The sequence below is a fragment of the Solibacillus sp. iso_87 genome (assembly GCF_056173085.1).
Genome location: NZ_CM149656.1, coordinates 722472 through 737383, shown reverse-complemented (window position 1 = coordinate 737383; position 14912 = coordinate 722472). Strand labels below are relative to the sequence as shown.

The window sequence follows — 14912 nt, the reverse complement described above, 5'->3', positions numbered from 1 at the left end:
TAAAAGTTCCGAATGACTTATTAGAACTTTGAACATGGATATTTGAAAATGAAGAACATTTATTAGAAGAACTAAGTTTTTATTAAAAAACGGGCACCTTATTAGAACTCTCGCAGAATTATCAGAAAATCTGCCTTTTATTAGAAGACTAAATCATCATAAAAAGGCATACACGCAATCTAGCATGTATGCCCTTACCTGCAACCTAGTTTATTCTTAATTTAATGTTGGGGTTAAAGTGAATGTATCGACTACCGCATTGCCTGCTTCATCAACTACATCCTCAATTCCTGCACCTGGTGTAATCGTCACGGTCGTACTTAGACCTTGATTTGCAGACAAAGTAACCGTTACTTTATTTTCTGTCGTCGATTCTGCTACGGATGTAATTCCGACCGTTGCTCCTGCAGCATTTACAACTACAAATGAACCCGTATCAAGACCGCTTACATTTTCGCTAAAAGTAAGCTCAATTTGGTTAGCTGATGTAAATTTAGCGGAATTTAATACCGGGCGAATATTTTCCTTTAAATCGACAACGGCTGTTAAGTCTCGCTGTGATGCAATCGAATCTTTCGCTTTCACATTTCTGATCGTTATATTACGCGGACCAGTTGTCGTTGTTTCATTTGGCGCTAATGTCAGAATAACCGTATCCAATGCGTTGCTTGGCACTTGCGCGTTTACAATCTTTGCATTTGGAATAGAATAATTGCTTGCAACAGATGCTGAGGGTGCATCCAATACATGGTTAAACTTCAGTCGCACTTGATTGTTCGTTAACGTTGAATCCGTTTCTGAAGTAGTAACAGTTGGCGCTACCAGTACATTGTCATTGTTTGTATAATCCGCTGTACGCTGGAACGTGACCGCTTTATTTGCCGTATTTACACCATAGGCACTGTCTACTTCTGTGAACGATAATGTCACGTTATATGTTGCATCCGCCGCATCGCCTGATCCTAGTAAATCGTCCAGTCTCACGCGCACTACAGTACGATTGCCGTTTTCCCGGTACTCTAACTCTGTTGCTGTTCCATTGAATGAATGTGTTACGCCGCCTTTGACATAGGTGCCTGAAGCGGTTACACGTGACGCGTCTACTAAATCAACTGGTTTATTGAGCGTAATGTTCAAGTACTCGAAATTGCCTTCTCGGGTTACAGAAGTTGATGTAACTTCTGGTGCTGCTGTATCAAGGGTAAATGAATGAGTCGTCGCAAATGTATTCGTTTCACCTGAAATATCTGTAATTGTTTTACCGGCTGCTGTGCCAATATTATAGACACCTGTTAAATCATTTGTAGCGGTAACGGTAAATGAACGATCATCCCCAGGTACTGCATCAATTCTAGTAATCGCATTTGCCGAATTCCCTAAACGTAAATCCAGATCACCGATTGCCGGTTTATGAATCCGTTCCGAGAATGTCAGTCTGAATGTTTTCGGACCTGTTTGTGAAATACTTGTTAGCGTTGGTTTAACTCCATCCGCACCGCCCATTGCAAAGCTAGTCGTTAACGGGTTTGGTGTACTGAAGTTTCCGGCAATATCACGCAGTCCTGCAAATGTTGCAGTCACTTGTGTATTTGCCGCTAATGGCTGACCATTTACCATTGCATTTGATAAATCAAAGTCTGCATACGTAGCACCCGCAGTGATTTCTCCAGTGATACCTGTTACATTCGTACCGTTCGCTAGTCTGAATGTAATACTGCTGTTACTAAATGCGCGCAAAGGCTCCGAGAAAGTAACACGAACTGTTTTCGCATCTCGGTTTACTGTACTAATTAACGTAGGTGCCACTGTATCCGTACCGAAATTGACAACGTCATCATATGGAGTAACCGTTGTACCTGTTGCATTTTTTACATTATTTACTTTTACGAGATAGCGTCCTGATAAAGCTGTAGTCCCGTTTGTGGAGATTGTTAATGTACGTCCATCTTCGCTTAACTGCCCTCTCGAAAGAGTAACGGCACTATTGTCTACAGCCGAAACCGTTACATAGTTTGCCAATTGTGCAGAAGATAAGCTGGCAGGCAAGTCTACTCTTTGATTGAATTTCACTTCAATTTGTCCACCATTCAGTGCCTTGACAGTTGCGACCTTCACTTCTGTAACAACATACGTGACTTTCGCTGAATAATCTTTACCGTCAATTTTAAATTCAACAGTTGTTTCCTCATTTTCAGGAAGATTATTTTCTAAAGTAACTTCATGCTCGGAGTTGTCGCTTAATGTGACTTTCAATTTATTTGCTGCAGAAGCTTCTGCTGTTTTAACTGTTAACGCAACATTATATGTTACGGAAGTTGCATACTGCTTACCGTTAATCGTAAACTTAACCGGTGTTTCTTTACCGGCTTCCAGAGGTGTATCCAATTTTACTGTATGTTCCGTATTGTCCGTAAGTGTGACTTTTAATGTTGAAGCATCAACTACTTCAATCGCTTTCAATCCTTCACCCGGTACTTCCACTTGAAGCAATTTGTACAGGAATGAAGAGAACTGTCCACGTGTTGTGTTACCTTTCGGGTTGAAGTTCGGTACACCTGTTACATTGTAAAAATCTAATACTCTAATTGCTGAACGCGCCTCTGCCTTTGCCCTATTATAATCAATGACATCCTCATTAAAATCCTGGTCCATAACATGTCCTAGGAAGTCAAAATTATTAATATTCGTATAAGCGCGCACTAAAACAACCGCCATATTTTCACGTGTAATCGGATCTGCAGGTAACAGGTTTCCGTTACTTCCGTTAAATACACCGTTGTCTTTTACTAATGCCGCATACTGCAATAGCTCGTCCTGGGATGTGCTGCGCAAGTCTGAAAAGCGCATATTTGTTTTATAATCTGAAGGAATTTTATAACCTTGTGACACTAAGTATTTACCTAATAGTTTTACAACATCCGAACGTGTCAATGTACGATTTGGTTTAAATGTGCCATCGGGATATCCTGAAATGATGCCTTGGCTTACGAGTGAATCAATTGCACGCTCATGAGTATTTCCTGCCGTGTCCGAAAAACTAGCCGCACTTGCTGTAGGAGCAATTGCTGATGCAACTAATGTCGCAGTAGCCGCCGTCGTCAAAAACTTCTTATACTTTTTCTGCATCTTTATTAACCTCCTAGTATTTAAAACAATTAAATATATTGCCTCTTTCTCAAACTTGCTTACAACCTATGCAATTCCACAAATTGTTTGAATATAAACATAATTTCGCTAAAATGACTAAAAAGTATTATAAAGATATAAAAAAGCATATCTATCGAAATAGATATGCTCCAAAAATTAGTAATTAATATTCGTAGGGACTGTAAACTGCAGTGGAGAGAAAACAAGTTTATTATTCGCCAGATCACTGACTGTTGATGTGCCAGTTTGTGAAACTGTGACAACTTGGTTCGCTTTTAACGGTTGGGCTAAGCGGATTGCTACTTGTTCATTGTTACTACCTGTGGAATATACTTGTGAAATCGGCACTGCTAAATCGCCCACTTTTACTTCAAAAGAATGATTCAATACATTTTTCACTGCTTCATTAAATGAAAGAGTGATTGTATCGGTTCCTGTAATATTATGATAAACATATTGCGGTGCGATATTTTCATTTAAATAAACCAGCTCCGTTTTTGGTTCCATCGTGACAATTGAATTTAATGCCCGTAAATTGCTGATTGTCAAATTTGTCCCTCGTGGGTAAGCAATATCGTCTTCTTTAACCGTTAAATACACTTTATGAGGCTCATTGTGATTCACGACTGCACGCTGAATTGTCAAACCGTCCAAAGCATAGTTCTGCAGGTTCGATGCCGTAACACCATCCACATATGTCGAGAACGTAATAACAATCGTTTTATTATCAATTACCGTACCCTGTCTAGCATTATAGGAAGTTTCCACACTTAGAACGGAAAGCTTTTCTTCATTTTGAGCAAAATCCGAACCACGTACAAAATTTACTTGGTAGGCAGGATTTACCGCCTGTCCATACTCACTGGTAACACCTGTAAATGTAGCACCAACTGAATATGTGTAGCCTGAATTTGATGTCAGCCCTGTTAATGTACTTAGGCGAACTCGTATTGTTTTGTCGTTTGTTGCTGATTTTTCAAGCTGCCCTACTAAAGAGTTTGCTAATGGATACGTATACCCGTTCGAAATATAGCTGCCTTTTAGGGTCACTTGTGCAAATGCCGCTGTTTCTACATTGCGGTCAAATGTAAACTCTAAATACTCGATTCCTTTATCTTTTACAACATTTGTACTAACAACAGAAGGGATTGTTGTATCTGCTACAAAGTTGTAAGCTGTTGAGAATACGTTTACTTCTCCGGAAACATCTGTAATATAGCGTCCTGGTGTCGTTGAAATTGTTGTATAGCCATTTAATGAGCCATTTGTCGTAACAATATAGGAATTGACATCATCTTTATCTTTTACAATACTAGTAATTCCCGGTGAATAGGTATTTTGAGAAATTGTGATGTCTGCCGGTACAATTGTACGTACTTCTTCAGAGAATGTTATCTTAAATTTTTTAGCGCCTAATTGTGTAACATTCGTTAATGTTGGTACAACCCCATCCTTATCTCCTTTTGTAATATACGTAGTTAAAGGGTTTGGTGAAGATAGGTTATTCGAAATATCGATGATTGTCCCAAATGTGACTGAAATTGCTGTGCCTGGTGCTAAAATTTGCCCTTTTGCAGTTGCCGCCGATAGATCATAAATTACTTCTGTTGCGTTTTTTTCAATTGTTCCTTGAATGCCTGAGACTACCGTACCATTTGCTAATTTAAATTGGGTAACACCAATAGGATTTGTTACCGGTTCTGTGAAAATTACTTTTACTTTAGTAGCCGAAACATTTTCTACCTTTAACACGCCCGGCGATGTCTTATCAGGCACGAAAGTTTCGATATCGTCATATTTAATAAGCTTTTTTGATGTTGCCGATTCAATGCCGTCAACAACGACACGGTAACGTCCTTCTAATCCAGTTGTCGCATTAATTGTTACCGTCAATGTGCGCTTATCTTCACTTAATTGCCCTTTAGATAGCTGAACTTGTCCAAGACGATCTACTCCGGAAACCGCCACTAGCTTATTAATTGCAGCTGTATTTAACTCTGCTCCCAGCTTTACAGGCTGATTGAATGCGATTGCAACTTGCCCCCCATTGGGATTTGAAATAGAAGATACCTTCAAATCTGGCACTTCGAATTTTACTTTCGTTGTAAACGTTTGTTCCCCAACATCAAAAGTAACTTCAGTTTCAATATTCTCCACTAAAGGTGTTTTTAGTGTCACAATATAAGCCTTATCATCTGAAAGCGTTACACGCAGTTTATCCGCTGCTTGTACTTCTACTTTTTTGACTGTTAAAACCGGTTTTTCGGGCTCAGGCTTCGGCACTTCAATTTGTAGCATATTATACAGGAAAGTAGCGAACTGACCGCGCTTTGTCGGATCTTTCGGATTGAATGTCTTTTGCTTTGTTACCGCATAGTAAGCCAGTGTTTCAATTGATTCCTGATGTTCTACAGTTGTCCGGTTTAAATCACTAATGTTTGATTTATAGTCTGTTTCTTTCATCGCTTCTACATAATCAAATTCATTAATCACTTTAAATGCACGCACTAAAACCGTCGCCATCTGGTCACGGCGCAACTGATCACGATGCAGCAAAGCACCGTTACTTCCTTGGAAAACTCCAACATCCTTTACTAATGCAGCATACTGCAACAATTCATCCTGAGATTTCGCCGTTAAATCTGTAAAGCGCATTTTCGTTTTATAATCTTTCGGTACCTCATGCCCCAATGAAACTAAATATTTCCCTAATAGTTTTACAACATCTGAACGCGTCAGGTTTTGATTCGGTTTAAACGTTCCATCCGGATATCCCCCGATAATGCCCTGCTCCGATAATGAAGTGATTGCATTTTCATGACCACTTCCTTTAATGTCCGAAAACGATGCAGCACTAGCTACAGGAACAATAGCTGTTGCTGCTACAACAGCTGCTGTTGCAGATGCTAGAAACTTAGAATACTTTTTCATATGTAACGCCTCCAATTTCTATTCTCTTATTTTATATATGTAGAAACTTTATTTGATTATGACTAACTTCAGCGATTACTAGATTTGTACTGTCCAAATAAACGGTTTGCTCCTCATCGATAAAAGCTAATTCCTCAACTATTACTTCTTCATATTTCCAATTTCTAAACAACGATATTACTTCCTTACAATGAATCTCCAGGATATTCATTTTCGTTTGAAAATACCCTTTAACATCTAGTAGAAGTCCATTTATTTTCAATTGACTAAAAAAATGCATATAAATCCCTCCATAGTAAATATTGTATAGAAATATATATGAATTTACAAATTTTCTCACAAAAAAAGCTCCCTCTATTAAAAATAGAGGGAGCTAAAATCGAAATTACTAAAATTACTTAGCTTTTACTTCGATGTTTAATTTTTGAGCGTTTTTGCGTTCGCTTTTATCTGTAACAGATGCGTTATCGATAACTTTAACAGCAACAGTATCAACTAATGAGAAGTTAATTGGTGCAGATAGAGTTACACGTAATGTGTTATCTTTACCAGCCACTACAGCAGCATTTGATAATGCTACAGTTGAAGCTTGACCATCAACAATTAATGAGAAGTCAGAAGCGAATGTACCGCCAAATTGAACTGCTTCATTATATGTTAATTCGATTGTTTGGTTATCTACGATTACTGCAGAAGTTAATTCTGGAGCTTTCGTATCTTGTACAGCAATTGTTTGCTCGTAAGCTTTAACAGTTTTAGTACCTGCCAAGTTTTGAACGTTTGATACTTTCATTACAGCTGTTTTGTTATCAGCAGTAATTGTACCTTCAGCTAATTTAATTGTTGCTACTTTGTTATCAGCAGAGATAGTAATAGTTGCACCAGTTAATGCTTTACCATCTAATGTGTAGTTAGCTAAATCAGTTGCAGAACCTGCTACTGCGCCACCTTTAACTGCTTCTGGGAATGTAACTTTAATTGTGTCAGCAGTAGTTGTATCAAATGCACCTGCAGCCATTTCAAATTCAGTTGAAGTTTTAACAGTACCGAAATCGAATGTCATGTTGAATGCATCAGATTTGTTAGCAGCTAATGCTAAGTCTGTTACTAAATCTTTGTTGAAAGTTACAGCTAATTTACCTTCAATTAATACAGGAGTAGCAAATTTGAATGATACTTTCTTAGAACCTTTTTCAACTGAACCAGTTAATGTGTTTAATGTAGAGTCAACTTTACCTTCAGCGTTTACTACAGTTGCGATATCACCGAAGTTGATACCAGTTTTAGCAGCTAATGCTTCGTTGAATTCTACAACGATTTCTTCTACTTTACCATCTTCATCAACAATGATGTCATAGCCAGTTGCTACTGGTTTAACAGCGTCTTTTGTTAATGTAACTGATTTTGTTGTAGCAGCAAACTTGTTACCTAAAGCATCAGTCATTGTACCGCCTAATACTACAGTGAAAGTACGTGAATCTTTGTTAGCAAAGATTGTGTTGTCTTTTAATTCTACTAAGAATTGTTTGTTGTCAGATTTTTCTACAACAGTTGCAGTATCACTTGTTACAGCACCTAGTAACTCATCTTTAACAATACCGTTAACTAATGCAGCTTTTACAGAATCAACGTTCATTGATTTGTCGAAAGTTACTAAAATAGTGTTGTCGCCAGCAGCTTCGATAGTAGCTGTTGGTGCTACAGTGTCTACAGATACTTCAAATGTTTTTGAAGCTTTAACTGATTTGTTACCAGCTTTATCTTCAACGTTGAATAATTCAACAGTGTGAGATTTACCAGCTTCAACTGTAACGCCTTCTAAAGTAACAGTTTTGCCGTCAACTTTAATGTTTCCAGATGCTACATCTACACCGTTAATTTTTGCAGATCCAATAGTTGCTTTTTCAGATAATGTAACTACTACTGTATCAGTAGCTTTACCCTTTGTTGTTGCTTTTACAGAAGCAATCGTTGGAGCAACCTCATCTTTATAAGTAACTACAGATACATATTTAGCAGTTTTCACTAAACGATCTTTAGCAGTACGGATTGGCTCTACTACTACTGCAGCATCTTTAACGTTGATTGCTGTTGCAGAGTTTAACGTTAATGTTTTGCCATCTTCAGATAATGTAGCTGTATCTAAAGTTGTACCTTGGATTGATACTTTGTTGTTAATATCAGATTTCAATACTGCTTCGCTGAATTTAACTTCTACAGTTACGCCGTCAACAATGTTAACTGACATTACTTTTGGAGCTTCAACTTTGAAAGTTACTGTTGCAGTATATTCTTTACCGTCGATTGTGAAAGTTACTTTAGTTGCTTCGTTTGCTTCTAAAGCTTTTTCTAAAGTTACTACATGAGTAGAATCATCAGATAAAGTAACGTTTAAAGTTTTAGCATCTACTGCTACTACTTCTTTAACAGTTAACTCAACTGCTGTGTTGATTGTTTTGTTTAAGAATGAAGCGAATTGACCACGAGTTACTGTGTTTTTAGGATTGAAGTCTTCAACTACAGTAATACCTAAGTCACGTAAAGCTTGGATTGCTTCACGAGCTTCTGCTTTAGCTGTTGCTAAGTCAGCAACTTTAACGTCTTCGATTTTAGTAGCTAACTCTACTAATGTAGTACCGTTGATTGCTTTGAAAGCGCGGTCTAAAACTAGAGCCATGTTTTCACGAGTGATTTTGCCAGAAGCGTTTAATGCACCGTTAGAACCGTTGAATACACCAGTATCAGCTACTAATGCTGCATATTTTACTAATTCTTGGTCTTTAGCGTCTACAGCTACGTCGTTGAAACGAGCTTTTGTAGCATAGTCAGCTGGGATTTCGAAACCTTGAGCTTCTACCCATTTACCTAACATTTTTACAACTTGACCACGAGTTAATTCTTGGTTTGGTTTGAATGTGCCATCCGGATATCCTTGAATGATGCCCGCATCAACTAATGAGTTGATGTTTACAGCGTGTGAATTAGTGTCTGCTACGTCAGAAAAACCAGCAGCTGAAGCTACAGGTACGATTGCAGATGCTACAAGAGTAGCTGTAGCAGCAGCTGCTACAAATTTAGTATATTTCTTAGGTTGGTTAGCCATAGAATGATTTCCTCCAAATAAAACAATTTTTTATCATTTTAGTAAATGTTGTCTCGTATATTACGATAACAATTACAAGTATATTAGTAAGGTAATTTAATGTCAATGCTATTTTAGGAAATATAAAGTAAACTCCCTAATACTAGTAATATCAAGGTTTTATTTGTCAGAACTATAAGTATATTATTTGGTAATAATTAAATTACATGGTAATAATTAGTTTTTGGGTATAATTTTTATATTTTCAGAATTATAATAACTGGGTTTAAAATGGTACTTTTATGACTCCCTTTTTATTATAATAATGGCAATATAGAACATCAATTCCAAGGAAATCATAAATTGTTCGATTCAACTCTTTAGGAAAGTAGAACTTTTGAGCTGAAATGTGGAATGTTAGCGCAGAAAAGTAGAACCATTTGAAGGAAATGTAGAACATCCCGGCTAAAATGCAGAACGCTTCCTATGAAAAGTAGAACAACACACAGATAAAGTAGAAAAAAGCTGTCTCTAATATTAGAGACAGCTTACATTTAACCTATAAAAATACGAAACCAGCTACAGCCCCGGTAACAACCACAATCCACGGCGGCAGTTTCCAGTAAGACAGCATGCTAAATAAAATTACGGCTAAGGCGAAATCTTTCGCTTCCAAAATAGAACTCATCCAGATTGGAGTATATAACGCAGCAATTAAAATCCCGATAACAGCCGCGTTCACACCCATAATTGCGCCTGTAATTTTCGGATGGTTCCGTAATTGATCCCAAAACGGCAGTGCACCGATCACTAAAAGAAACGCGGGTAAAAAAATCGCAAACGTTGCGAGAATTCCACCTTGCCAGCCATTCATTACCGTCCCTAGGTATGCCGCAAATGTAAAAAGAGGGCCAGGTACTGCCTGTGTAACACCGTAACCTGCCAAGAATGATTCTTCACTCAACCAGCCTGTCGGGACAAACTCTTTTTCCAGTAATGGCAGCACGACATGCCCCCCTCCAAATACAAAAGAACCGGAGCGGTAAAAGCTATCAAACATTGCTACCCAATAGGAACCTGTCATCTCTTTCAACAAAGGCAAAGCTACCAGTAAGCCAAAAAACAAAAGAAGGCAAATCGCTCCAATCTGTTTCGAAACCGGAAAACGCGACTGAGCTCCTGTATCGTCATTGTCTCGTTTCAGCAAAAGATACCCTATTACTGCGGCAATTATAATAACCGCTACTTGACTTAAAGCGGTTTGCCAAAGAAGCGTCACAAGCAATGCCACAATCGCAATTGCTTTCCTTTTCAAATCTGGTGTCAGACTTTTAGCCATTCCTATAATGGCATGTACTACAATCGCTACCGCCACAATTTTCAAACCATGAAGCCATCCGGAATTACCGACATCAAATCCGGTCATAAGTAATGCAAATGCGATAAGCGCCGCTAGTGAAGGAAATGTAAACCCAATAAATGATGTAATTCCCCCTACTATTCCAGCGCGCATAATTCCAATGCCGATTCCCACTTGGCTGCTTGAAGGGCCGGGCAGAAACTGGCAAAGTGCAACTAAATCTGCATAGCTTTTTTCATCCATCCACTTTCTTCTTCGTACATATTCTTCATGAAAATATCCTAGATGAGCAGTCGGTCCGCCAAAGGATGTAAGCCCTAACCGTGTTGAAACCAGAAATATTTCGATAAGTGATCTGATTTGATTTTTTTTCGTTGAATTCATCGCCAGCTAACCCCTTAAGACTATTTTAAAATGTAATACTCCTATATTTGCCAACTACCTTAACTAAAAGTAGCACTTCTTTCTCGCTTAACCTAGACTATTTCTCATAATTTACATACTTTTTACATTTAATTTGCGATAAGGTTTATAATAAAATTATATTTTCTATTACACTGTTAATATATGTGTCATTTACTCCAAAATAGGGTATTAAGCATATGTTAATAAAATTATTGAGGTGAATTTATGTTCGAGTACAAGTTTTGGCATCATCTTTCACACCCATCGCAACTCATACATAATATTGAACGTAGCGAAGATCAAAGGCTTAGAGGGTATCGGAGAGTTTTGCTGGCTATTTTTGGTTTCACATTGCTGTTTTTTATCATCCGCAACTTCTGGGGGATGAATACAACCGATTTAACGGCACTACTTGTAAATGGTGAAGGAGATTTATATAGTTTCGCCAGACTGATGTCTTTAATCGGTGCAATGCTAGCAGGTATTTTATTTTTTATCATTCATTATTATGTCATTACATATTTGATTCATTTATTGACAAATATCGATTATGGCTGGATTCGAAAGATACAGCTATATGTCATCTTTTTCATTGTCCTTGAAAAACTGGTGACGGTGATCATCTTTGCAATAGCAGGGTATTCTACACAGTTCACAATGTTTTCATTGGCACCTATGATGGCATACGTATATTATCATGACTATTTATTGTTCTTCCTGAATCAGTTAACAGTCGCGTCGATAATTGCGGTATGGATTCAATACATATTTTTATCGAATTGGACAGATCGACCGAAAGCTTTGCTGTTTAAGTTAATACTTATTCAAATTGTATTGGCATCGCTTGTTGCGCTATATAGCATTCTTCCTGTTTTAACTTGGATTGAAGGGTGGCTTGGTCTGTAATGCGTATGACGAAAAAAGTGAAGATTTTTAGCGCAATTGCCTTATTGTTCGTTTTAGTGAATGGTTATTTACTATTAAAAGACAACGATATTATTATGAAAAACTACTATATTAATAATGTGCAGTTTGCAGTAGCCGATTATCATGAAAAAGTTCTGGATACGGACGCCGTTGTTGCTGCGAAGCAGGAGCATTTCATCGCAGCGCCTGTACAATCGATTAGTGAAGTACTTGTTACACAAGGACAAAGTATCAGCCTATTAACGGAGCTGGCCGTTTATAAACCGGAAGAGGCTGAACGTGAAATTACACGTCTTGAGACGGATCGCGATGCTTATGAAAATGAGCTCTCAGAATTGGAAAGAATCGTTTCAGACTTACAATCTGAAAACAGTTCTTCTTCACCGAGTACAGCAACAGATTCGACAACCCTTGGTGATAATGAATTATGGAACATTAATTTAACGTTGGAGTTGGGTATTGAACAAAGCACTCCAACAGCTGAAGGTATTGCGATTATCCAACGTTCCATTGCGGAAACGGAACGCCAAATCAGCATTTTGGATAGTATGATTTCCCAGTTAAATAATAATAATTCATTAACAACACCAGTTGACGGAATCATTAAGGATATCGTTCTTGAAGGCGATTCAATCATTTTCAAAATTCAATCGCTTGAAAAGAAGTTCGTTGCCTATGTAAAACATGAAGACTGGAAAGAAATCGAAATCGGTCAAAAGGCTTCAGTAGTATTGAATGAAGGCAAAGAAGACGAACTGATCCTTGACGGAGATGTGCTGGAGAAACAGCAAATACCAGCACGTGATTCCATTGCGTTCAATGAAATGAAAAAGAACGATAAAGTAAAGCCGGATGATACGGTCTATGAAGTAAGCATCGAATCAACTGATTTACTAACGGAAACGCCGATTGGTACTCTTGCCGATGCGACAATTACGACATTTGAAGCGAATGACAGTTTCCAGGTATATGAGGATTGGCTTGTAAAATATGATCAAAACAATTCAGAAAACCTTATTTATACAGTCGGAGAAGATGGAAAAACAAGATTAGAACCGGTTGACCTTCTGTTCAAGCATAAAGCGGAAATTGAGCAAGATGAGTTCATGTATGGCGAGCCGATTGATGAAAACGTCGCAGAAGGAGCCCCTGAAAAGGAAACCTTAGTTACAAAACCGCGCATCCGAACTGTGGAACTCGAAGATTCAAAAAAAGAGGACACAGTGAAGGACGAGGATTTAGAAGACACCGCGGTATTTACAGCACCAATCGCACCACAGCAAATATTCATTGACGGCGACGAAAAAAATCTGTTCGCCCCTACATTCCGTCCATACCCATTACGTACCTTTGAATGGACATATGTTGATGCGACATGGAAAGATGCTCTATGGTATTTAATTAAATAACACAATAAACGGTGGGAATATGCTCTTCATTCCCGCCATTTTATTTTGTATACATAACACCGGGTTTTGTTGCCTATCTGTACGGGTAAAGACAAAAAAATAAAAGACACGGATAATAGAGTTCTAATAAAGGAGTCGAAACGAATGAAAAAAAGAATAACAAAAAGTTTCATAGCCACTACTATGCTCGCTTCTGTATTATTTGTAGCGAGTGATGACGTCTTTGCGAAAAAGACTTTTTATGATGTTGAAAACAGCCGCAATTCCCATACGGAAGCCATCCAATATTTAAATAACTTAAATGTGTATGATTATAAATCCGGCACTCACTTTAATTTCAGCAAACCTGTTTCACGGGCGGAAGCATCAAAAATTCTCCAAACGATTCTTTCAAGTGATTCGGCCCTAGCCATTCCAAAAGTACGTACTTACAACGGGAAGTTTAAAGATGTAACGAATTCGTCACCTTTTGCACAAGAGATTATTTGGGCGTATGAATCAGGCATTTTTGATGGAGACGAATATGGAAATTTTAATCCGGATCAGCCAGTAAAGCGCTCGCATCTATCCAAAATTTTAGTAGAAAGCCTGAAATTAAACGGCGGTACGACGGTCAGCTTTAAAGATGTCTCAAAATCCAGCTGGTACTATGACTATGTAAATATTTTGGCGAGCCACGGTATTACAACCGGTAATGAAAAAAATCAGTTTTTACCGAATAATAATGTCACAAGTGCGCAAATGGCAACATTTTTATATCGGGCACTGAGTTATAAAACGACTGGTGAAGTAATCAGCGAACCAGCACCTCCTACTGCTGAAAAACCTGAAACTACTACAGCAACGTACAATAGTGAATATGACTTTGCGTGGAAGCAGACAGGAAAAAATCTGGATTTTGAATTAGAAGGTGTCGATAACAATAAAATTGTTGCAAGGTACATGACAAAACAAGGAAAAAGCTTTTTCGGTGCACAAGATCTGCAAATCGGCAAAAGCAATGCAAATGATGTAAAAGCGAAATACGGTGCAGAAAATGCGAATGTACGCCGTGGAAATGTAATCTATAATACGCCTTCTTCCAACGAATATAATTTCTATTTAATAGATGACTATTACGTTACATTTTTCTATGATATTCATAAAAAGAATGTCATTCGCTCCATCCTTTATGTCCATAAAGACTATGAAGTGAACAAAGATGGCTATTATGGAGATATTTCAAATACCCAAAAGCATTTCGAACAGCTGATGGTCGAACTTATAAATCAGGCCCGTGCTGCTGAAGGTGTTGATCCGCTTACACATTCACCGCAATGGGCAACGATTGCACGTAAGCATAGCAAAGATATGATCGATAACAACTATTTTTCTCATACAAGTCTTTCAGGAACAACACCTTATGACCGTATGATCAGCGGCGGTATGAGCAAGTCCGAGCTTAGAACATGGGGCGAAAACATTTCATATGGCCACTACAATGTCATTTATGCGCACGAAGGCTTTATGAACAGTAAAGGGCATCGCGACAACCTGCTGCAGCCTGCCTATAATAATGCAATTGTAGGATTGGAGTACAGCAACAAAAAGGCACCTTACTTTACGATTAATTTCTATTAAATCAATAAATCCAGTCCCTCTTAATAGAGAG

General features: G+C 38.1%; 8 protein-coding genes. 3 read left to right on the top strand and 5 right to left on the bottom strand.

The genetic code is table 11. The features are described from left to right. Window positions 1-216 precede the first annotated feature (216 nt). From AC0VXV_RS03675 to AC0VXV_RS03655, 5 genes are all read right to left on the bottom strand, one after another. Window positions 217-3126, bottom strand: a complete 2910-nt coding sequence (locus AC0VXV_RS03675; RefSeq protein ID WP_475530391.1) for an S-layer homology domain-containing protein — start codon at window positions 3124-3126, stop codon at window positions 217-219. Window positions 3127-3303: 177 nt separating this feature from the next. Next, the gene (locus tag AC0VXV_RS03670) at window positions 3304-6078 is read right to left on the bottom strand and encodes an S-layer homology domain-containing protein (RefSeq protein ID WP_475530390.1); all 2775 of its coding nucleotides are present in this window, start codon (window positions 6076-6078) and stop codon (window positions 3304-3306) included. Window positions 6079-6109: 31 nt separating this feature from the next. Continuing rightward, window positions 6110-6358 carry a hypothetical protein gene (locus AC0VXV_RS03665; RefSeq protein ID WP_475530389.1) on the bottom strand — a complete coding sequence of 83 codons (249 nt, stop codon included), beginning with the start codon at window positions 6356-6358 and terminating at the stop codon, window positions 6110-6112. 114 nt (window positions 6359-6472) lie between these two features. After that, window positions 6473-9181, bottom strand: a complete 2709-nt coding sequence (locus AC0VXV_RS03660; protein ID WP_475530388.1) for an S-layer homology domain-containing protein — start codon at window positions 9179-9181, stop codon at window positions 6473-6475. A 538-nt stretch (window positions 9182-9719) separates the two neighbouring features. Continuing rightward, window positions 9720-10904 (bottom strand): chromate transporter, encoded by a 1185-nt coding sequence (locus tag AC0VXV_RS03655; RefSeq protein WP_475530387.1) that lies wholly within the window; start codon window positions 10902-10904, stop codon window positions 9720-9722. A 246-nt stretch (window positions 10905-11150) separates the two neighbouring features. Here AC0VXV_RS03655 and AC0VXV_RS03650 point away from each other — a divergent pair, with 246 nt between their 5' ends. The 3 genes from AC0VXV_RS03650 (at window position 11151) to AC0VXV_RS03640 (ending at window position 14881) form a co-directional block, all read left to right on the top strand. After that, window positions 11151-11831 (top strand): amino acid transporter, encoded by a 681-nt coding sequence (locus AC0VXV_RS03650; protein WP_475530386.1) that lies wholly within the window; start codon window positions 11151-11153, stop codon window positions 11829-11831. Further along, window positions 11831-13261, top strand: a complete 1431-nt coding sequence (locus tag AC0VXV_RS03645; RefSeq protein ID WP_475530385.1) for an HlyD family secretion protein — start codon at window positions 11831-11833, stop codon at window positions 13259-13261. Before AC0VXV_RS03650 ends, AC0VXV_RS03645 begins: the two co-directional genes overlap by 1 nt. Window positions 13262-13405: 144 nt before the next feature. Further along, a complete protein-coding gene (locus tag AC0VXV_RS03640) occupies window positions 13406-14881 on the top strand; it encodes an S-layer homology domain-containing protein (protein ID WP_475530384.1) in 1476 nt (491 codons plus the stop codon). Window positions 14882-14912 lie beyond the last annotated feature (31 nt).